Raw genomic sequence first — 21,618 nt, 5'->3', positions numbered from 1 at the left:
TATAAAATATATTTATTCTAATAATGTATTAAAGGGAAAAAGCCTTACGACTTTTTCCCTTTATTTTAAATCTAAAAAATATATTTAAAATCTTATATTAAAAATTAAAAGTTCCAAATTTTCCACTTTCAAAATCATCATATGCTTGAAGTAATTCTTCGTTTGTGTTCATTACAAATGGACCATCAGAAGCTACAGGTTCGTTTAAAGGTTCACCACTTAAAACTATAAATAATGATGTTTCAGTTATTGATTCTACACTTATTTTCCCTTCTACATTGTCAAATAATATAAAATCATTTTCTTCAAAAGTCTTTTCATCATTAATTTTTATCTTACCGCCTATAACTAAAATACCAGTATTAAAATTACTTGGTTCTGATAGAACTGTTTTTCCAAAATTCTTTAAATCAACATTATATAAATTTATTTTAGAAAAAGTACTAGCTGGGCCTTTTACACCGTTAACTTCTCCAGCTATTATTTTTATTTCTCCATAATCATTATTCAATTTATAAATACCCATATCATCTTTTGAGATTGATTGATATTTAGGGTGAGTCATTTTATCTTTCTTAGGTAAATTAACCCAAAGTTGAATCATATGAAGGATACCACCATTTTTTGAGAAGTTTTCTTCATGATATTCTTTATGAAGAACTCCAGATCCAGCAGTCATCCATTGTACATCTCCAGGTCCTATTACTCCATGATTACCTTTATTATCATGATGTTCAACTTTTCCAGCGTATGCTATAGTAACTGTTTCAAATAAATAGACTTATAAAAAAAATAAGATAGACTAAAATTAGGCTATCTTATTTTTTCTTCCATACAAATTGTAATTTTGTAAGAAGCTTTCCAGTATTTTCACTTGTAATACTATGAACAGTAGTAATCTCATTAGTATCATCATTAATTATATCAGATGAAATATGTAATGTATCTCCATCGGTAGTTTCCTTTTTAAATAGTACTTTAATGTTAAACAATTTATATTCATTTAAAATTGATCTTGGCAAAGTATCCATAGCCATTTCCATATACCTTACATTATTTACATGGCCATTAGAGTCTATATCACTATATCTAATAGGATAGTCTTTTACATAGTCCTCTTTTTCAATTTTAGGGATATTATCTAAAGGAGGTACTTCATCTAATTCTCCCTTAAGTCCATATATTTCACTTTGGTCAGGTGATATTTTCATAGGACGTCTTTTTTCAAAGTCTATTAATATAGCTGTTGAAACAACTTCACCTATAATTTTACCTTCAGAATTTTTTATAGTATTTTGTCTATAACCATAAAACTTTTTTGTACCTAGTACTTTAGTATCTACAGTTATTGTATCTTTAAATTTAGGATATTCATATATAGTTATATCATACTTTAAAAGCACCCAAATACATTGATTATGAACGAAACCTTCCTTAGTTTCGCCTAAATAATCAGACTGAGAAATAACTACGTCCCATAAGTAGTCTACTAAAGATGAAAATTTACATTTGTGCTCGGAATCAACATCGAAAATATTTATTTTGTATTCTTTTTCAAAAATATTACTCACGTATATTTCCTCCCTTAATATAATTAATTGTTTATAAGTAAATTAACATAATAACAAAATATATTCAATAAAGGACATAATTTCATAAATAATCACTAAGAAATAAACAAATTATAGTAATTTCTATTCTGTTATAAAATTTAGATTGACCGTTTATAGATTGTCGTATTAGAATAACTCTATAATATATGGAGGGAATTTTAATATGAAAAAATTATTTAAATTATTGAGTTTATCAATTTGTATTGCAATTGTGGGGGGATTAGCTATAGGGTGTAGTAAAAAGTCTTCAGAAGAAATAAACTTTTTAAACTATGGAGAAAATATAGATAAAGAGACTGTAAAAGAATTTGAAAAGCAATATGGTATAAAAGTTAATATTGAAACTTTTGACGATATGGAAACAATGTATCAAAAGGTTAGCAGTGGGGGAATAAAGTATGATGTTATTTTAGTATCTGATGCTTTAATGCCAAGAATGATTGAAAAAGATCTTCTTAAAGAACTAAATAAAGATAAAATACCTAATATATCTCAAATGGATGAAGCTTATTTAAATTTAAAAATAGATCCAGGCAATAAGTATTCAGTTCCTTATATGTTTGGAACAATAGGACTTATTTATAATAAGGATGTTGTAAAAGAGAAAGTAGATAGTTGGGATATACTATGGAATGAAAAATACAAAGATAGAATTTTTATGTTTGATACTTATAGAGATACAATGGGAGCAGCTTTAAAGAAGCTTGGATATTCTTTAAATTCAACTAATAAAAAAGAGATAGAAGAAGCTAAAGAATTATTAATAAAACAAAGAGAAATGGTACATCCAATATATGGCGTTGATAATGGAACTACAATGATACCAGCAGGAGAGTCAGATATAAATATGATTTGGTCTGGAGAAGGGTTAAATCTTCAAGAAGAAAATCCTAATTTAGTTTATGTAGTACCTAAAGAAGGAGCAAATTTCTGGATTGATAGCTTATGTATACCTAAAAATGCTGAAAATGTTGAAGGGGCTGAAAAGTTTATAAACTTTGTAAGCGATAAAGAAAGTGCTTTAAGAATAGCTGATGAAATAGGATATACTACTCCAAACAAAGAGGCAAGATTAGAACAACCAGAAGAGGTTAGAAATAATCCAAATGCCTATATGCCTAAAGAAATAATGGATAGATGTGAAATCTATGTTGATTTCCCGTCAGATGTTAAAAGATTATATGATGAAGCATGGATAACTATAAAGTCAAATAAATAAAATAATTAAAGAAATAATGAAAGTCTTTTACTAGTCTTTCATTATTTTTTTATTTTAAATTAAAATAAAATATTAATATAAAAGAGAAACATATATGTATAGATTATGTTTTTTTTATTCCAATTAAAAATTGAAAATATGCTATGAAGTATATGGTAAAATTATTATATAAAGTATCAATTAACTGAATAAGGAGTTTTTTATTAGAAAATAAAAAATTAAACTAAAGAGTTAGTATAGTAGATAAAACTCTAAATATTAATTTAAATTAAATAATAATATATCATAAATTTAAAAATTTAATTTATTTAGAACTATGGAGGGGAAGATGTATAAATTTGAAAAGGTTGATGAATCAATATGGGTTGCTGCTGCAGTGATGACATATGAAAAGTATATGAGTATTAGTAAGTCTAGAAAAGTAAATGAGGATGATCTTTATTTTAAGCAAGTAGAAGTGATAAAAAGAGGAAATAAATTATATGCTAAAAATAAAGAAATAGAAAATGCAAGAGTTTCTTACCATTATAACGCACAGAACGACAAATCAACATATAACTATTTTATCAAAAGGGATGATGATTCCTTTGTAAGACTCGTATATAATGGTGAAATAAATGGTAATAAGGAAAAACCTAATAATATAAATGAGGAAGCAATTGTAGAAACAAGCTATGGTAAAAAAACTATGGATATGTTATTTAAATTTATAGATAATGAGTATACTGAAATAATTAAATCAAATATCAAGGAGAAAGAATTAAATAAACAAGATTACATAGAGATATTAGATTTTCTAAATAAGCATGCTTATGAGAAATATACTAAGCCAGAGAAGATAGAAGATGAAACAGAAAAGAATAGGTGTTTAAAACTAAGAGAGAATGCTCAGAATTGTATTAAAAAGTTTAAAACAATTGGAGATTTCTATAAAAAAAATGGATTATTTTATGATGGAAATGCATCTATTTGGCTTGATGGAACTAATACAAAGGTAAGACATTATCTATGGATGGAGTTAAAAAGAAAAGATAAGAAGGGTCTGTCTACCAGTATTTCTGTTGTTGCAGAAATGGAACAAAGACTTAGATTTAGAGTATCTCTTGAAATTAGAGACAATAAGAGTGATGAAAATGATTATATTAGACATTTTAGATATTTAGACAAGTTGGATGTGAATAATACTAATTTTGAGTATTTTGGTCCAAGAAATGAGAATTCAGAGTTAGCTACATTAAGTAATGAAGAAATTAAAAAGTGGATAGAAGATGTTAAGAGTAGAAGAGAAAAGAAACTACAGATAGGCAGAACATTAAATTATGAAGAGATAAATTCAATGAGTGCAGAAGATATTAAAGCGTTCTTCGATAATACTATTAATGAACTTATAAGGTATTATGAAATAGCAGTAGGAAATGATGAGGTTGGTGAAGTAACAATGAGCAATAATAAAAAAGATATAGGCTTAGAAAGTAAAAATCAAATTTTATATGGGCCACCAGGAACAGGTAAGACTTACAATGTTATAAATAAAGCTTTAGAAATAATTGATAGAGAGAAGTATAGCAAACTTATTAATGAAAATGATGATTTAAAGCGAAATGAGATTGTTTCAGAATTTAATAAACTTTTAGAAGAAGGAAGAATAGCTTTTTGTACATTCCATCAATCATACGGTTATGAAGATTTTGTTGAAGGATTAAGAAGTGATGAAGAGGGAAGTGGTTTTGTACCAAGAGATGGTATTTTCAAGCAAATTTGTGAAAGAGCATCTAGAAAAATTCAAAGTGATTTACCTAAATATGATTTTGATGAAAATAAAATTAATTTTTATAAAATGTCATTAGGCAATAAGAATGATAATGATGATACCATTTTTAACTATTGTATTGATAATAATTGCGTTGCACTTGGATGGGGAGGAAATATAAATTTTTCTGATTGTAAAACTTATAGCGACATAAAAAATAAATATATTGGAGCAAGTGAAGGTTCAGTATCAGCTGTAAATTATTTTGTAAATAATGTGAAAAAGGATGACATAGTTATTATAGGATATGGATTATATAAAGCCAGAGCAATAGGCAGGATTATTGGTAATTATGAATTTAATGAAGATGTACCAATTGAATATAAGCAACTTAGAAAAGTAGAATGGCTATACAAGGAAGATTTCTTAGATAAGACAGATGTATTAAAAACAAAGAATTTTTCACAAGGTTCTATATATAGATTTAGAGCTGAAGACTTAAATTTAGTAAGAATAAGGGAGTTAATTTCACCATCTATTGAAAAAGAAAATATAAAGAATTATGTACTTATAATAGATGAAATAAATAGAGGAAATATATCAAAGATTTTTGGAGAGTTAATAACTTTAATAGAAGATGATAAGAGATTAGGTGAAGATAATGAGCTTAAAGTAACATTACCATATTCTAATGAAAAGTTTGGAGTGCCAAATAATTTATATATTATAGGAACAATGAATACAGCTGATAGATCAATAGCTTTAATAGATACTGCATTAAGAAGAAGATTTAAATTTATTGAATATATGCCAGATGTAAGTAAGCTAAAAGAAAATGTAGGGGGAATAAATGTTAGAAAATTATTAGATATTATAAACAAAAGAATTGAGTATTTATTTGATAGAGACCATTCAATAGGACATGCTTATTTTATAAAAGATAACTTAAGTTTTGATGATTTAGTTTCAATTATGAAAAATAAAGTAATACCTCTTTTGCAAGAGTATTTCTATGGTGATTGGGAGAAAATTGAGCTTATATTAGGTGGAGCTGGAAGCAACAATAATGATTATTTTATTAGTAAAAAGAAGATTAATGCTAATAGTTTGTTTAACACGAATATAATATATAATTACCAAGAACAATATAGATATTCTGTAGTAGATAATCCAAGTAAACAAGCATTTTTAAATATTTATGAAGGTATTAATGAATAACATAGGGGTAGCAATATGAGACATATAACTATTCAAGAGTGTTTTGAAAGTTTAAATATAAATAATATTATAGATGATAAATCTATAAGTGAAATTGAGGCTGATGAACTTAATAACTATATAAAAAATAATAATCTAGATAGGGATAATATAATATGGGAAAGAAATAAAGTTACATTTATAAATTATGTAGGATATATTAAGTTATCAACTGTTGCAATAGAAATACTTCCTAAAATTAATATTAATAATAATAGTTCTAAAGAGAGCAGAAAAGCACTTATAAATATGATTGTAAGATGTGGATTAATTAAAGTTAATTATTCAGAAATTAATCAGCTTTACTTATATAAAATGAATTTAAATGAAATTTTATCTTATCTTTTCGCTAATAAACTTAAAAATGAATTAATTAAAGGTCCATATCAGGAGTATGTTTATGCTGAAGAAAATACAGGGATATTAAAGGGTAGTATTATGGTTAAAGAACATATTAGAAACATTACAACAGCAACTCCAAAGGTCTTTTGTAGATATGAGAAGTTTTCTATAGATAATAGATTAAACCAAATTTTAGCTTACTGTATAAAAAAGCTCTTAAGAGAAATACGAAATCTAGAAACTATTAAGATATTAAAGCATATACAAGCTTATTTTACTGATGTTACAGAAAAAGAAGTTAGTAATGTAGATATATATAATTATAAATTTACTAGATTAAATAGTAGATTTGAAGATGTATTTATATTAGCTAAAATTTTACTTTGTGGATATTCTTCTATAGGGGAGAAAGGTAAGGATAAATCATTTTCTATATTGTTTAGAATGGATGAATTATTTGAAAAGTATATTGCTAAGATATTGAAAGTAAACTTAGAAAATTTAGTTGTACATTCACAACATTCTAAATATAAATTATTAATTAGTGAAAATAGTAATAAAGGTATATTTCAGTTAAGGCCAGATATAGTTATTGAGGTAAATGGTAAGGAAAGTATAATAATTGATACAAAGTGGAAGAGAATCTCTAGTGAACATAATAGACATGGAGTTAAGAGAGAGGATCTTTATCAAATGTATGCATATCTAACTAGATATACAGATGTGAAAACTGTAATATTATTATATCCTTACAATAGTTATATAGATGATAATTTGAATAAATGTCATGAATCATGGATGTTAGATAATAATAGAGAAAAAAAGATTAGAGTTTATACAGTAAATTTGGAGAATGAGAGTACAACAATAAAAAATCTTAAAATGATTATTAATGATGTATGTGGTATAGATCTACGTTAAGATATTAGCAGTAGGTTAATTATTTTTAGATAAAAGGTATAACAGGGAGAAGAGAAGTATGAAGAAAAAAATTATATTTTTTGATGCAGATGGAACAATTATAAAAGGAAATAAAATTTCCAAATTAACAATAGAAGCATTTAAAAGGCTAAGAGAAAATGGACATGTTTTAGTATTAAGTACAGGAAGAGCAATTCCAGCTATAGATGGAATATTAAAAGAGATGAATTTTGAAAATATGATTTGTTCAGCTGGTGCCACAGTTATAGTAAATAATGAAATTGTTTATACAAAGCCTATTAGAAAAGAACATCAAAAGGAATTATTAGATTATTTTGATAAACATAATATCATTTATAATATGGAGGCTAATGATTTTATTTATATTAAAAAAGGAGATAAGGAAAAATATCTTAGATTATTTAAAATGCCTGAAAAAGGAACTGTTTCAGATGAGGAATATAATAAAGCCACTAAAGCTTTAGAGATGATATCTAAAAGAACAAAGGAAATTGAAGATGCAATGCAAGTAGATATTAATAAATTTCATTATTATGAAGCTGATATTTTGTATGATGGAAAGAAATGCCCTAGTACATATAGTAAAATTGTAGAGGATTTAGGAGATAAATATAAATGTGTTTCGTTATCTTTAAGTAAACTTTTCGGTGGTGGAGAAATATGCGAAAAGGAAATTTCAAAAAAATCAGGTATGGAAGTTATTTTAGATTATTTTGATGTAAATAAAGAAGACGTATATGCAATAGGTGATGATTATAATGATATTGAAATGCTTCAATATGCAAATACAAGTATCTCAATGGGGAATGCACCAGATGAGGTTAAAAAATTATGCGATTATGTAACAAAAGATGTTGATAATGATGGTTTCTATTATGCAATGAAACATTTTGAATTAATTTAAAAGTTTAGAAGTAAAAATAGAAGTTATTAAAAGGAGAAGAATAATTTATCTTCTTCTTTTTTTATTTATAAGATCTTAAAAAGAGAAAAAAGTATATGGTCTCGATTTTCTTTACCATTGAAATTTTCTTGGAATTTTATGATATAATGGTTTAAAAAATTGAACGATTACCTTGAGGAGGAAAAGGTTTGGATGAAGGACTGTAAAGAGCATATGCTTCAATTAACAAAAGAGTTTAAAGAATGTCAGAAGGCATTTACTGCAATTGGAGATGAAACTAGGCAGCAAATTATTATAGCCTTACTTGAAAGTGATTGTAGTGGAATTCGTGTTGGAGAAATTACAAAAAGAACTCACTTATCAAGGCCAGCAGTTTCACACCATTTACAAATATTAAAAGAAGCTAAAATTGTTAGTATGAGGCGAGAAGGAACTAAGAATTACTATTTTATGAATACTAGTGATTCGCAGTTTTTAAAACTTTTTGATCTTTTAAAACACGTTACTGAGATAATTAAAGATGTTTCAGATAAAGAGAATGAAAAATGTATAAAGGGAGAGAATTTATTATGATTTTATATTTTAGTGGAACAGGAAATAGCCGTTACGTAGCTGAAAAAATTAGCAAAGTTACAAATGATAATGTTATATCAATAAATGAAATTTTAAAAAGCAACAATAAAGGTATAATTGAATCTGAAAAGCCATTTGTTTTTGTATGTCCTACCTATGCATGGAGAATACCAAGAGTAGTTAGCGAGTTTATTAGAGAAGCTAATTTTAAAAATACAAAAGAAGTTTACTTTATCCTTACTTGTGGTGGGGAAACGGGAGAAGCAGTTAAGTATATAAAGAAACTTTGTATTGAAAAAGGTTTTACTTTAAAAGGATTTGCAAGTGTAATTATGCCAGATAATTATATTGTTATGTATGATACGCCAGATGAAGAAAAGGCAAATAAAATCATAGAAGGCGCAACTGAAAAAATTTCTTATATAGCAAAATGTATAAAGGATGGCAAAGAATTAGAAGAAGAGAAGAGTAAATTAGGAGGTAGCTTAAAAAGTGGTTTAGTAAACTCTTTATTTTATTCAGCATTTGTAAAGGCTAAAGGATTTTATTCTACTGATAAGTGTATAAGTTGCGGGAAATGTGCTAAATTATGTCCATTAAATAATATTAATATAGTGGATGGAAGACCAAAGTGGGGATCAAATTGCACTCATTGTATGGCGTGTATTTGTGGATGCCCTGTACAAGCTATTGAATATAAAAATAAAACAAAAGGAAGAAATAGATATTATCTAAAGTAAAAGATCAATATTAAGATCTTATAAATAGGCAATCAGTACTTCAGCTATTTAGATGATAATAATTGTAAATTTGTTGTATAATTTAAATATATAAAATGAATCTGTTAAGTTGTTATGAAAAAATAGCTTAATAAATCATAGATTTTCTCGTTCTTTGAAAATTATATAAGTTTGACTATATTTGCGCATGGCAAATAAACCTGCAAAATATAATTTTTCAAGCAGGTTAATCAAAGATATTCTTAATAAATTAAGCAGCTATAAACCAAGATTGCCTAGATAAATTATCACTAGAGAAGCCAGCGACTTCAGCGGGAGTAAGGTTATTTAACGACCCATGAATTCTTATAAAATTATAGTGAAATATAAACATAAAAATAAGATTATTAGCTTTTTCAAATGAGTTAAATCCTTTTTTGGACTTATACCAAGCTTTAAAAGTCTTATTAAAAGATTCTATAAGATTATTATTTATATCACTAGACATTGGCTTAACTGGTACATGTTTTGTTTCCGGTAATAGCGTAGCTATCGCTTCGTTATAAGCTGGCCATCTATCTGTAATTAGGTTAGAGGGTGAACCATATTTTTTAGCTTCATTGATCAGAGAAAAAGCAGAGCTTTCATTTCTATATCTACTTAAATGAAAAGATATTATAAATCGCGTTTCAGAGTCTATAACTAACCATAAATAATGTTTTACTCCGTTAATAAAAACAACAGTCTCATCAGCGTGCCAATCGTCAGATTGCAAATCTACTTGTTGTTTAAAGTTATCTGCTTTGAGTTTAAAGTATGGAGCAAATTTATTGCTCCAGTTAGCGATAGTTACATGAGACACTTTTATATTAAAGGTGTTCATAAGAAATTGAGATATAGCTCTAGTTGATGTATTGTTCAAGTAATATAATGTTAGTGCTGTAATAATAATTTGTAATGGGAATCGCATTCCTTTCATAGAAAGGGCCCCGGTAATAGCTTCGCTAGATGGTGAATCAATATTAAAATTATGATGTTGCACAATAATATGATTACATTTTTTATTATTACATTTATATCTATTATAGTGTTTGTAAGAATGATGTAAATAAGTTCCTTTATCACACTTTGGACACTTAGGATACTTCATTTTAGGAACTCCATCACCATCGCTAGCGATGAATTGGCGCTTACATTTTTTACATTGATATTTTTGATTAGCCTGTTTGTCAAAACCAAATTTATATAGTTTATTAGAGTGACAACGAGGGCATCTAATATTTGTTTTGTTCATTGTTTTCTCTCTCCTTTTCTAGGGGGTAATTTAGTCTTTGCAAACTTATTGTATTTCCTAAGGTTGAGAGAATCAATGTTCATATAACTTAACAGATCGTATAAAATAAAAAGGGGGTACTGATGCTTAATGAAAAAATACAGACTGGCCTTAATGAAAAGGTTACTTATATTAATTGTAACATCTCCAATATTTTTAATTGTATATGGAATTTGATTTTATGAATTGTATACTTTATGTAAGTTTGGAAGAAGAAATCATAACATTGCTATATTATTTTTATGCATGTTATTCTTTTTAGGGTGCTTAATATTTTTATTATATAAAAATATGAGAGAATTAGAATACTTACCTTATGGAATTATAAACATATATGAGTTTAGTAATGATGGGATAAAGATTGTGCAGGAGAAAAACCTAGAAGTAAAATTTCATGATATGAAATCATTTGATATTAATAATAAGTATGTTTTTATAAGTTTTAAAAATAAAGATATACTTATTCTAAATATTATGAATAAGACATCTGAAGAAAAAGAATCAATAAAAAATATTTTAAAAGATAATATAAAATATAGTCCATTTTATAATATAAAATGGACTTGGGTATCAATATTAATTATAATTTCTATAACATCATTTTATGGAGTAAAAATATATAATAGTGCAATAAATTATAATGGAAGACTAGCATGGTTTTTAGAAGATTTAAGAATGAGAAAAGCTTTAAATAATATTGAAGTGAAAAATCCTCAAGAAGACAGAGAAGAAACATATAAAGAAGATGCTAATGAAAGAGATGAATATGAAGGAGAAAATGCTCCTCAAATAGAAAATAAAGAAGCACAAGAATTCCATTTATCAGATAAGGATATATATGCTCTAGGAGTAGTTGGAGCTGCATTAGGTAGCAGATCTTATGCGTTATATGAAACTAATGATGGCGGTAAAACATGGGAGATTATAAATAATGATCCTTTTGGTGGAAGACTAGGGGGAGCAACTGGAATAACATTTATAGATAAGAAACTTGGATTTATAGCTTTATCACATAGTGGGGGAAGTTATGGAGAATTATATAGAACAGATGATGGTGGAGCTTCCTATAAAGAGGTGAGTTTTCCAGAGGTTAAAGTAAAATTAAATGATAAAGAAACATATAATCCATTTGTATTACCTGGAATGCCTTACAGGGAAGGAAATGAACTTAAGGTATTAGTTGGACAAGGTTCTAATGGTGACTATAATGGAGTATGTAAAGCCTTATATGAATCAAAAGACGAAGGTAAGACATGGAAGTATGTAAAAGAAGTTCCTTTAAATCAATAAAATAAATAGAATATTAAACTATTTCATATGTTAATCCACCATATGTATCATAATTATAATTTTGAACTTTAGGAAGAAGTTTAGCACATATAACTCCATTTACTTTATTTATAAATGAACGGTGTTGATGTCCACTTAGGATAATATCAATTGAAGTAAATTGGAAAATAGTCACATAAATATGTATAATTATGTTGATTGGGGGAGGGAAGATGAGTTTATATGTATTAATAGCATGTATATTTATAAGTTTAAGAATATTTGTATTAAGGCTTTGTTTGAAAAGAGAAGCTTTATGTAGATATCCTTTTACTGCTGTATTTGCATCTATATTTATCACTACTATGGTTAGAATGCCAACTGAAGCTTCGGTTCTTGAAATTAGCGAATTAGGTGTAATAGGATCAAATTTATATTGGATTATGATAGCATTGCTTATAATTTATATTTTTTTATATATTAAAATGTTAATTAGAATTATAAGAAAAAAATGTTTATTTAGTATTCATCTCTTTTTAGACATACTTATTATTGTGTTATCAATTGTAACAGGTTTTTGGATAATGCTTACACCAATCCTTTATTATATATACTTAAGTGTTCCTGTATGTGTATATAAGCTTGCAAGAATTGAACACACATACGGTAAAATAAGAAATTTGGATAATAGTAAATAATATATTGGTAAAAATATAAAAGTATAAATGGAAGAATATAAATCATTAACAAATGAAAAGGTAAATATGAATAAAAATTATTTATATAAATTATAAAAATAAAGTGTTGCAGTAGGGAAGTGCAACACTTTATTTTTATTATTCTATTATTTCTACAGTGATTTTATTAAATAATTCTTCAACAACTTCTTTATTTACAAAACCAGTTTCTTCTTCAACAGCATTTGCAGTACCACAAGCTGAAGCATATTTTAAAACATCTTCTATAGAAAAGTCTTTTTGAAGTCCTAAAGCAATACCAGCAACATAAGAATCTCCAGATCCAACTGGATTTACTGCATTAACTTTAGGAACAGTAACTTTATAAAATTTTCCGTTAAAACCTGCTATAGATCCATCTTTTCCAAGAGATATAACAACAAGTTCTATTCCTTTTTTATGGAATTCTTTTATTTCATTTATAGCATCTTTAGCATCTATAATTTTTCTTCCAGTTAAAGCTTCTATTTCATCTTTATTAGGTTTTATAAAGAATGGCTTTGCTTTAATCCCGTTTTCGAGTAATTCTCCGCTTGTATCTAGAAGGAATTTTTTATTTTCATTTTTAGCTATTTCTATTAATGTTTTATAAAAATCTTTTGGTATATTTTTAGGAACACTTCCTGAAGCAACAATTATATTACAATCTTTTATTAGAACTTTATATTTATTTAAAAATTCTTCTTGTTCTTCATTAGTTACAGTAGGGCCTGGCTCTAATATTTCAGTTTGAACTAGATCATCAGTTATTATAGCTAAACATTCTCTAGTATCACCTTGAATTTTAACAAAGTCTTGATTTATGTTATATTCTTTAAGTTTATCTTCTATAAATTCACCAGTTTTACCACCTAAGAAACCTGTGGCAACACAGTCTTCTTTTAAAATACTGATTACATTTGCAACGTGGATTCCTTTGCCACCAGGAGTGTTATGAACAGAGTTAGCTCTCATTACAAGACCTTTACTAAGTTCATTCATTTTATATTTTTTATCCACTGATGCATTAAGATTTAACACTAATATCATATAATACACCTCAATTTTTAATATCTATTTTTACTTCCACAAACTTCGATTTTGTGTTCAACTATTTTTTCCATAGCTTCTTTAGCGGGAGTCATATATTTTCTAGGGTCGTTAGCTTCAGGATTTTCTACGAAATATTCTTTTAATGCTTTTGAGAAAGGTATTTTTAGGTCAGTTGCTATATTTACTTTGCATATTCCAAGAGATATAGCTTTTTTTACTAGATCATCAGGAACATCAGATGCACCGTGTAATACTAAAGGAACATCAACAGCTTTTCTTATTTCTGTTAATCTATCAAAATCAAGTTTAGCTGTACCTTTATATAAACCATGAGCTGTACCAATAGCTATAGCTAATGAATCTATACCGGTTTTTTCTACGAATTCTTTTGCTTGTAGTGGGTTAGTGTACATAGCATCTTTTTCATCTACAACAAGATCATCTTCTTGTCCACCTAATCTACCAAGTTCAGCTTCAACTGTTGCATCAAATTTGTGAGCATAGTCTACAACTTCTTTAACTATTTTTATATTATCTTCATATGAACAGTGAGAAGCATCTATCATTGCTGATCTAAAGCCTAAATCAATATAATGTTTGATTTCTTTTACATCTTCAAAATGATCTAAATGTATTGCAATTGGTATATTGTATCTTTTAGAAGCAGCTTCTGCCATTGAAACGATATAATCACCACCAGCATAAGTTAATGTAGAAGGAGTCCCAGCTAAAATTAGTGGTGATCTTAATTTAGCTGCTGTCTCTACAACTACTTGCAGTGTTTCTAAATTATGAATATTAAATGCAGGAACTGCATAACCTTCTTTTTGAGCTTTAATTAATATTTCTCTTGTTGATAGTATACACATTTTTTATTCCTCCTAATAATTAATCGTGATATTCTCCTTTATCCCATTTTTCAAGAAATTCATCAAAATAGTGTTCATCACCATTTGCATAATCTTTTTCAATCATATTATCTATTTTTTCTATAAGTTTTTTGTTTTCTTCACTTGGATTAACTTTTGTATCAAGGAATACATCTATTATATTTTCTATAAGTCCAAGGCCTGTAATTCTTCCACCAAGACCTAAAACATTTATTCCTAACTGTTCCCTAGAATATCTTGCAGTTTCAACATCTCTAACTAAGGCAACTCTAGCACCTTTAATTTTTGCTGCTGAATTTGTTATTCCAACGCCTGTTCCACAAATAACTATACCTAAATCTGCCTCTTTATTAACTACTTTTTCAGCTGTTAACTTTCCGTATATAGGATAATGCGTTCTTACATGGTCGTATGTACCATTATCTATAACTTCATGTCCTTTTGATTTTAAATATTCAACTATCTTATTTTTTATATCTGTAACAATATGGTCGCAACCTACTGATATAATCATCTAAATCCCCCCTAAGCCATTTTATTTAGCATATCTACTCTGATTTGATGTCTTCCACCAGAGTATTCAGATAAAATGAATTTTTCACATATTTTTTTTGCAATTTCTAGGCTAGTAACTTTAGAACCAATTGTTATTATAGAAGTATTGTTATGGTCTCTTGTCATTTTGGCAGAGTGTTCATCAGAGACTTGAGCACAAATTATTTCTTTATGTTTAGCGCAAACATTAAAAGAACCAGTGCCATATTCATCAATAACTATAGCTCGTACACTTTCTTTGTTTAGTATTCCTGCTGCTACTAAAGTTGCAGCTTCAAAAAAGTCAAAATTTTTTTCTTCAGTTTTATCAATCACCTCAAATCCTTTATTTATTAAATGCTCTTTAATTTGATTTTTAAAATCAGAACTTTTAAAATCAGAACCTATTAAAATTTTCATAAAAATTTTCCTCCTTATTTTTGCTATATATCTAAAATATAATTTCTGTATATTTAGAATACTTATCAATATTTTCTTTACTTATATTAGTATCAGTTATAATTGCAGTTACATCTTCTAATTTATAGAATTCATAGAAGTCACGTTTATTGAGTTTTGATGAGTCTGAAACAATATATTTTTCTAAAGAATTATTTAAAACAGTAGCTTGTATCATACCTTCATCTTCATTAGAGTTTGATATGGCATTATTATAAATACCATTAACACCAATAAAAGCTTTCTTTAGATTCATTCTAGATAAAGTATCGTTAGCTATACTACCTACGAAGGCACCAGTTCTATTACGATAGCTACCTCCAATTAAAATTAATTCATAACGACTATCATTAATAAATTTATTAAATACATGAATAGAATTAGTTACTATTTTTAAATAATCTGCATTTATATACTCATAAACTAGTTCTATTGTTGTACCAGGCCCTAAGAAGACAGAATCTCCATCTTCGATTTTACTTGCAATTTTTTTTGCGATTTCTTTTTTTTCTTCAATGTTTATATTTTTTTTCTCTAAGTGACTTAATTCTTCTTTTATAAGATTATTTAATTGAGCTCCTCCATGAATTCTCTTTAGTAATCCTTTATTCTCCAAGTCTTGGAGATCTCTTCTTACAGTCATTTCAGTTACATTAAGAATTTCAGTTATTTCACTAACTTTAACAATTCCTTTTTCATTTAATAAGTTTAGAATCACAGAATGTCTTTCCTCTTTAAGCATTAAAAAGCTCCTTTCAAGCTAACAAAAAATATTGTTAGAAAATGTTTTTAAATTTTCGTTTATGTTTATAATATTACGGTATCATTTATAAAATATAAAGTCAAGAAGAAAGTAGATAAAAAATTATCATGAAAACCTTAACAAAGAATTAAAATGGTACTAATATGTTATTAAACAAACCAAAACAAACTAAATCGAACTAAAACAAACTTTTTAAAACTAATTGTAAAGGAGAAGTGATTTAAAATGACAATATCAAAAGACGAATTAGGAATGATTGCATTTGAAATAGTGGCATATTCAGGGGATGCAAGATCAAAATTATTAGAGGCAGTTAAACAAGCTAAAAATAAAAATATGGACAAGTGTAATGAACTTATAAAAGAAGCAAAAGAATGTTTAGCTGATGCTCACAAAGCACAAACAAATTTAATTTGCTCAGAAGCGCAAGGTGAAACAGTGGAAGTAGGATTTTTAACTGTACATGCTCAAGATCATTTAATGACTACATTATTATTACAAGATATTATTGATACTTTGCTAGACATATACAAATAATTTATTAAAAATATATTCACGGAATTATTCGAGGTATTATAAACTGTAGCTAATAAATGATATGAAAATTGAATACAAAGGAACTAAATAAGGTAAGTAAAAGTGTATTTTATGGGAGGTTATTAATTATGGAAGTTTTAATTAAGCATATCGAAAAAAGAAAACCACTTTTTGAAAAAATATCTAGGAATAAATATTTAAGAGCTATAAGAGATGGATTTATATCTGCAATGCCTATAGTACTTTTCTCTAGTATATTCATGCTTATAGCATTTGCACCAAATATTTTTGGATTCTATTGGAGTAAAGAAATAGAGGCAATTATTCTTAAACCATATAATTATTCAATGGGAATATTAGCTATCGTAGTTGCAGCAACAACAGCTAAGAACTTTGTAGATGCATTAAATAGGGACATGCCTAAAAATAATCAAATAAACAATATTTCTGCTATGATAGCAGCTATAGTATGTTTCTTAACAGTAAGTGTTGATTCTATAGAAGGCGGATTCTCAACTGGATATATGGGATCAAAAGGTTTAATAACAGCATTTATATCAGCTTTTGTAGTTGGTAATATTTATAAACTATGTGTAAAAAATAATGTAACTATAAAAATGCCAGAAGCAGTTCCACCAAATATATCTCAAACATTTAAAGATATAATCCCATTTGGAGCTTCAGCAATTGTATTTTGGCTATTTGATTTAGGATTTAGAAATCTTTTTGAAATAAACTTTGCAGAAGGTGTTATTCAGTTCTTCCAACCACTATTTACAGCAGCTGATGGATATGTTGGATTAGCTATAATTTATGGAGCAATGGCATTATTCTGGTTTGTTGGTATACAAGGACCATCAATTGTTGAGCCAGCAGTATCTGCTATTTATTATGTTAATATATCAGCAAATTTATCTCTTTATCAAAATGGAGAACATGCATATAACATATTAACTCCAGGAGTACAACAATTTGTTGCCACAATTGGTGGAACAGGAGCTACTTTAGTTATAACATTAATGTTTGCTTTTTTAGCTAAATCAAAAGAACTTAAGTCTGTAGGTAGAGCATCATCAATACCGGTTTTATTTGGTGTAAATGAACCAATTCTTTTTGGTGCACCACTTATTTTAAATCCAATATTCTTTATTCCATTCATTGGAGCACCAATAATAAATGTTTGGTTATTTAAATTCTTTGTAGATGTTTTTAAAATGAATAGTTTTATGTATGTATTACCTTGGACAACTCCAGGTCCAATAGGAATAGTATTAGGTTGTGGATTAGGTCTTTTAACTATAGTATTCGCTGCACTTATATTAGTAGTAGACTTTGTAATTTACTATCCATTCTTTAAAGTTTATGACAACCAAAAAGTAGAAGAAGAATTGGAAAAAGAATCATTAAAATCAACTTCTAATGATGAAGAAAATCTTCAGGCAATAAAAGAAAAAAATATAGATAAAGAAGTAGGAAATAATAAAAGAGTTTTAGTTTTATGTGCTGGTGGAGGAACTAGTGGACTTTTAGCAAATGCATTAGCAAAAGCAGCTAAAACAAATAATATGGACATGTTAACTGCAGCAAATTCTTATGGGGCACATGTGGATATGCTAAAAGATTTTGATTTAGTAATATTAGCACCACAAGTTGCATCTAATTATGAAGATTTGAAGAAAGATGCAGATAAGTTAGGAGTTAAAGCAGTAGCAGTAGAAGGTAAAAAGTATATTGAATTAACAAGAAATCCAGATAAAGCATTAGATTTTGTGCTTGAAATTTTAAATAATTAATAAAATTTAAGGAGGAACTGTAATGAGATTACCAAAAGATTTTATATTTGGAGGAGCGACAGCTGCATATCAAGCTGAAGGTGCAACAAAGGAAGGAAACAAAGGAAAGGTTGCTTGGGACGATTTTTTAGAAAAGCAAGGAAGATTTTCAGCTGATCCAGCAAGTGATTTCTATCATAAATATCCAGTGGATTTAGAATTATGTGAGAAGTTTGGAGTTAATGGAATACGTATTTCTATAGCGTGGTCTAGAATTTTCCCAAATGGATATGGAGAAGTAAATAAAGAAGGGGTTAAGTTTTACCATGATCTTATAGATGAATGTTTAAAACGTAATGTAGAACCGTTTGTTACTTTACATCATTTTGATACTCCAGATACATTACATTCAGATGGAGATTTTTTAAATAGGAAAACAATTGATTTCTTCGCTGAATATGCTAAAGTTTGTTTTGATGAATACGGAGATAAGGTAAAATATTGGATTACTTTTAATGAAATTTGGCCAGTTGCTTGTGGTCAATATATTACAGGGACATTCCCACCTGCAATTAAATATGATTTAGAGAAAGCTATACAATCTATGCATAATATGATGATAGCTCATGCTAAAGTTGTAAAGATATTTAAAGAGAATAATTACAAAGGGGAGATAGGAGTAATACATTCCCTTGAATATAAATATCCAGATAGTGATAAAGAAGAGGATAAAAGAGCTGCTGAGCTTGAAGATATAGTAGCAAATAAATTCTTGCTTGATGCAACATTTATTGGAGAATATTCTGAAGAAACTAAAAAAGGGATAGATGAAGTATTATCTAAAAATGGTGGCACTCTTAATATTGAAGATGGAGACATGGAATTATTAAAAGAATCAAGTCAATATAATAGTTTCTTAGGAATAAATTATTATCAAAGTAGTTTTATAAGAGCTTATGAAGGAGAATCAGAAATATATCATAATGGTACAGGTGATAAAGGAACATCTGTATTTAGGTTAAAGGGAATAGGAGAAAGAAGATTTGATAAAGATATTCCTAGAACTGATTGGGATTGGCTTATCTACCCAGAAGGTCTTTATGATATGATGATAAGAATTAAAAATGATTATCCAAATTATAATAAAATTTATATAACAGAAAACGGTATGGGATATAAAGATGATTTTGAAGATGGAATAATAATGGATTCACCAAGAATTGATTATATACGTAAGCATCTAGAAGCAGTTGCTAAAGCGATTGAAGAAGGCGTTAATGTTAAAGGATATTTCTTATGGTCATTAATGGATGTATTCTCATGGTCTAATGGATACAATAAAAGATATGGATTATTCTATGTGGATTTTGAAACTCAAAAAAGATATCCTAAAGAATCAGCTTATTGGTTTAAACTTGTAAGTGAAAAGAAAGAAATAATATAGGTTATAAAATTTTAACTCCTGCAAGAATAATAGATTAACTATTATATTGTAGGGGTTATTTTTTATATTAGAGAATGTCATACTATATTATTATAAATTTAGTAGTATTTTAGTTAAAAAGTAAGTATGAAAATATAAATTGTATAATTTCATACTTACTTTTTTATTACTCATACCTTTTAAGAAGTAAATATAAGATTTAAATATATAATTATCATAGGAGGAATAGAAATGAGATATTTAATTGTTATTATGACTTTTATTTTATTTATTTATAAAACTCAAGAAGTACGTGTCGAAAATAAACAAGAAAATAAAAATATAGATGATTTTATAAATAATATAGAAGAGGAATATACGGAAATAAATAAGGTTAAAAATAACTATAAAAAAATATTATTATATACCTTAAGAAATATGAAAGATAATGACTTATATGGATTACAAAAATTTTATTATGATAACATTATTAATGATGAGAATATAAATAATATAAATGTAGCAAACTTAGTACCAATATATAATATAAAAATACCTGAATTAAGATCACTAATATTATCAAAACTTTTATTGAAAGAGTCTAGTAAATTGTCAATCAAGATTATGTGCAATAATAATATTGAGTGTATATGTAAAAATAAAGTGAAAATGGTTGCAAATATAGGAACTCTAATAGATAATGCTATAAGTATAGCATTAGAATATAAAGAGCCAGAGATTATAATTAACTTTGAGAGAACAGAACAGAATGTAAAGTTAAGTATTATAAATACATTTAAAACGCTATATGATAGAAGAGATTTTTCTTATGATAAATTTAAAAAAGATAATTTTATAGAAGAAGGACATTTTACACAAGAATTATTAATTGGAAACCAATAAATATTATTTAGTAAAATACATAAAACAAAATTTATAGTTACTACATATAAAAAATATTGTTATTAAAAAGGTCAAGAAAATAAATTTTCTTGACCTTTTTAATAACAAAGTAAAATAGAGTAAAATTGTATTAAGTTTACATATTATTAGATAAAAGTATTTTATATACATGTAAATCAAATTTATTATAAATTAATATAAAGAAAAGATTTAAAGGAAATCTTTTTATATTTAAAATAAACTTTAAGTTTTCTTCAACATAATTTAAATTTTTAGCTTCATAAGACTCTATAAACTCTATTTTAGAAATAGTATTATTGTAACCTATGCTGTTTAATATAATACTTTTAGGATTAGAAGGTATTATATTAAGTGAGGATTCAATTTTTATTACATTTTTTATAGTCATACAGACTCTCCCTATATAATGAAAAGTATTAAATAAATAATATAATAAATATTTTGATTTTATTAGAATACTGTATGAAATGTTAAATATATGTACGATTTTACACTGGATATATTTTACGTACAGATTTTTATTAATTTATTAGAATCGAAGAATTTTAATAAAGTAAGTAGTATATTTAATTTATAAATTTGAAATAGAATGAAATTACAAATACGTGTATAAAATTAATACCTTA

General features: G+C 26.8%; 21 protein-coding genes. 12 read left to right on the top strand and 9 right to left on the bottom strand.

Annotated elements, in window-relative coordinates:
- Nucleotides 1-97: 97 nt before the first annotated feature.
- Together ACZ5TJ_RS10005 and ACZ5TJ_RS10000 are read right to left on the bottom strand one after the other, a co-directional pair.
- Entirely contained in the window at nucleotides 98-757 is a 660-nt protein-coding gene (locus ACZ5TJ_RS10005; protein WP_464202313.1) for a pirin family protein, read from the bottom strand.
- Nucleotides 758-818: 61 nt separating this feature from the next.
- Nucleotides 819-1,571 carry an acyl-[acyl-carrier-protein] thioesterase gene (locus tag ACZ5TJ_RS10000; protein ID WP_464199326.1) on the bottom strand — a complete coding sequence of 251 codons (753 nt, stop codon included), beginning with the start codon at nucleotides 1,569-1,571 and terminating at the stop codon, nucleotides 819-821.
- 205 nt (nucleotides 1,572-1,776) lie between these two features.
- On the opposite strand from ACZ5TJ_RS10000, the gene ACZ5TJ_RS09995 reads away from it, so the two are divergent.
- The 6 genes from ACZ5TJ_RS09995 to ACZ5TJ_RS09970 all read left to right on the top strand — a co-directional run bounded on the left by ACZ5TJ_RS09995 (nucleotide 1,777) and on the right by ACZ5TJ_RS09970 (nucleotide 9,340).
- Entirely contained in the window at nucleotides 1,777-2,832 is a 1,056-nt protein-coding gene (locus tag ACZ5TJ_RS09995) for an ABC transporter substrate-binding protein (RefSeq protein WP_464199324.1), read from the top strand.
- 328 nt (nucleotides 2,833-3,160) lie between these two features.
- Complete coding sequence (locus ACZ5TJ_RS09990; RefSeq protein WP_464199322.1) at nucleotides 3,161-5,800, top strand: AAA family ATPase; 2,640 nt, start codon at nucleotides 3,161-3,163, stop codon at nucleotides 5,798-5,800.
- 15 nt (nucleotides 5,801-5,815) lie between these two features.
- Nucleotides 5,816-7,102: an McrC family protein gene (locus tag ACZ5TJ_RS09985; protein ID WP_464199320.1), complete on the top strand. Its 1,287-nt coding sequence runs from the start codon at nucleotides 5,816-5,818 to the stop codon at nucleotides 7,100-7,102.
- A gap of 58 nt (nucleotides 7,103-7,160) precedes the next feature.
- Nucleotides 7,161-8,027: an HAD family hydrolase gene (locus tag ACZ5TJ_RS09980; RefSeq protein ID WP_464199317.1), complete on the top strand. Its 867-nt coding sequence runs from the start codon at nucleotides 7,161-7,163 to the stop codon at nucleotides 8,025-8,027.
- Nucleotides 8,028-8,219: 192 nt separating this feature from the next.
- Nucleotides 8,220-8,600: an ArsR/SmtB family transcription factor gene (locus ACZ5TJ_RS09975; RefSeq protein WP_464199315.1), complete on the top strand. Its 381-nt coding sequence runs from the start codon at nucleotides 8,220-8,222 to the stop codon at nucleotides 8,598-8,600.
- Entirely contained in the window at nucleotides 8,597-9,340 is a 744-nt protein-coding gene (locus ACZ5TJ_RS09970) for an EFR1 family ferrodoxin (protein ID WP_464199313.1), read from the top strand. Before ACZ5TJ_RS09975 ends, ACZ5TJ_RS09970 begins: the two co-directional genes overlap by 4 nt.
- Nucleotides 9,341-9,590: 250 nt before the next feature.
- Here ACZ5TJ_RS09970 and ACZ5TJ_RS09965 read toward each other — a convergent pair whose 3' ends face one another.
- A complete protein-coding gene (locus tag ACZ5TJ_RS09965; RefSeq protein WP_464198879.1) occupies nucleotides 9,591-10,613 on the bottom strand; it encodes an IS6 family transposase in 1,023 nt (340 codons plus the stop codon).
- Between the two features lie 402 nt (nucleotides 10,614-11,015).
- Here ACZ5TJ_RS09965 and ACZ5TJ_RS09960 point away from each other — a divergent pair, with 402 nt between their 5' ends.
- The gene (locus tag ACZ5TJ_RS09960) at nucleotides 11,016-11,942 is read left to right on the top strand and encodes a WD40/YVTN/BNR-like repeat-containing protein (protein ID WP_464199311.1); all 927 of its coding nucleotides are present in this window, start codon (nucleotides 11,016-11,018) and stop codon (nucleotides 11,940-11,942) included.
- Between the two features lie 212 nt (nucleotides 11,943-12,154).
- Nucleotides 12,155-12,619 (top strand): hypothetical protein, encoded by a 465-nt coding sequence (locus ACZ5TJ_RS09955; protein ID WP_464199309.1) that lies wholly within the window; start codon nucleotides 12,155-12,157, stop codon nucleotides 12,617-12,619.
- Between the two features lie 138 nt (nucleotides 12,620-12,757).
- On the opposite strand, the gene pfkB is transcribed toward ACZ5TJ_RS09955, so the two are convergent.
- The 5 genes from pfkB to ACZ5TJ_RS09930 are packed head-to-tail and all read right to left on the bottom strand — an operon-like array spanning nucleotide 12,758 to nucleotide 16,315.
- Nucleotides 12,758-13,687, bottom strand: coding sequence for a 1-phosphofructokinase (gene pfkB / locus ACZ5TJ_RS09950; protein WP_464199307.1), 930 nt, complete (start codon nucleotides 13,685-13,687; stop codon nucleotides 12,758-12,760).
- 17 nt (nucleotides 13,688-13,704) lie between these two features.
- Nucleotides 13,705-14,559, bottom strand: coding sequence for a tagatose bisphosphate family class II aldolase (locus ACZ5TJ_RS09945; protein WP_464199305.1), 855 nt, complete (start codon nucleotides 14,557-14,559; stop codon nucleotides 13,705-13,707).
- 19 nt (nucleotides 14,560-14,578) lie between these two features.
- Entirely contained in the window at nucleotides 14,579-15,094 is a 516-nt protein-coding gene (gene lacB / locus ACZ5TJ_RS09940) for a galactose-6-phosphate isomerase subunit LacB (RefSeq protein WP_464199303.1), read from the bottom strand.
- A gap of 11 nt (nucleotides 15,095-15,105) precedes the next feature.
- Entirely contained in the window at nucleotides 15,106-15,534 is a 429-nt protein-coding gene (gene lacA / locus ACZ5TJ_RS09935) for a galactose-6-phosphate isomerase subunit LacA (RefSeq protein WP_464199301.1), read from the bottom strand.
- Between the two features lie 31 nt (nucleotides 15,535-15,565).
- Nucleotides 15,566-16,315 (bottom strand): DeoR/GlpR family DNA-binding transcription regulator, encoded by a 750-nt coding sequence (locus ACZ5TJ_RS09930; RefSeq protein ID WP_464199299.1) that lies wholly within the window; start codon nucleotides 16,313-16,315, stop codon nucleotides 15,566-15,568.
- Between the two features lie 246 nt (nucleotides 16,316-16,561).
- On the opposite strand from ACZ5TJ_RS09930, the gene ACZ5TJ_RS09925 reads away from it, so the two are divergent.
- The 4 genes from ACZ5TJ_RS09925 (at nucleotide 16,562) to ACZ5TJ_RS09910 (ending at nucleotide 20,971) form a co-directional block, all read left to right on the top strand.
- Nucleotides 16,562-16,873, top strand: a complete 312-nt coding sequence (locus ACZ5TJ_RS09925; protein WP_464199297.1) for a PTS lactose/cellobiose transporter subunit IIA — start codon at nucleotides 16,562-16,564, stop codon at nucleotides 16,871-16,873.
- 128 nt (nucleotides 16,874-17,001) lie between these two features.
- Nucleotides 17,002-18,666 carry a lactose-specific PTS transporter subunit EIIC gene (locus ACZ5TJ_RS09920; RefSeq protein WP_464199295.1) on the top strand — a complete coding sequence of 555 codons (1,665 nt, stop codon included), beginning with the start codon at nucleotides 17,002-17,004 and terminating at the stop codon, nucleotides 18,664-18,666.
- A 22-nt stretch (nucleotides 18,667-18,688) separates the two neighbouring features.
- Nucleotides 18,689-20,089 carry a 6-phospho-beta-galactosidase gene (gene lacG / locus ACZ5TJ_RS09915; protein WP_464199293.1) on the top strand — a complete coding sequence of 467 codons (1,401 nt, stop codon included), beginning with the start codon at nucleotides 18,689-18,691 and terminating at the stop codon, nucleotides 20,087-20,089.
- 231 nt (nucleotides 20,090-20,320) lie between these two features.
- Nucleotides 20,321-20,971, top strand: a complete 651-nt coding sequence (locus tag ACZ5TJ_RS09910; RefSeq protein WP_464199291.1) for a hypothetical protein — start codon at nucleotides 20,321-20,323, stop codon at nucleotides 20,969-20,971.
- Nucleotides 20,972-21,107: 136 nt separating this feature from the next.
- On the opposite strand, the gene ACZ5TJ_RS09905 is transcribed toward ACZ5TJ_RS09910, so the two are convergent.
- Entirely contained in the window at nucleotides 21,108-21,380 is a 273-nt protein-coding gene (locus ACZ5TJ_RS09905) for a hypothetical protein (RefSeq protein ID WP_464199289.1), read from the bottom strand.
- Nucleotides 21,381-21,618: the final 238 nt, after the last annotated feature.

This window comes from Clostridium budayi (assembly GCF_055396605.1).
This window is presented reverse-complemented; position numbering and strand designations above follow the sequence as displayed.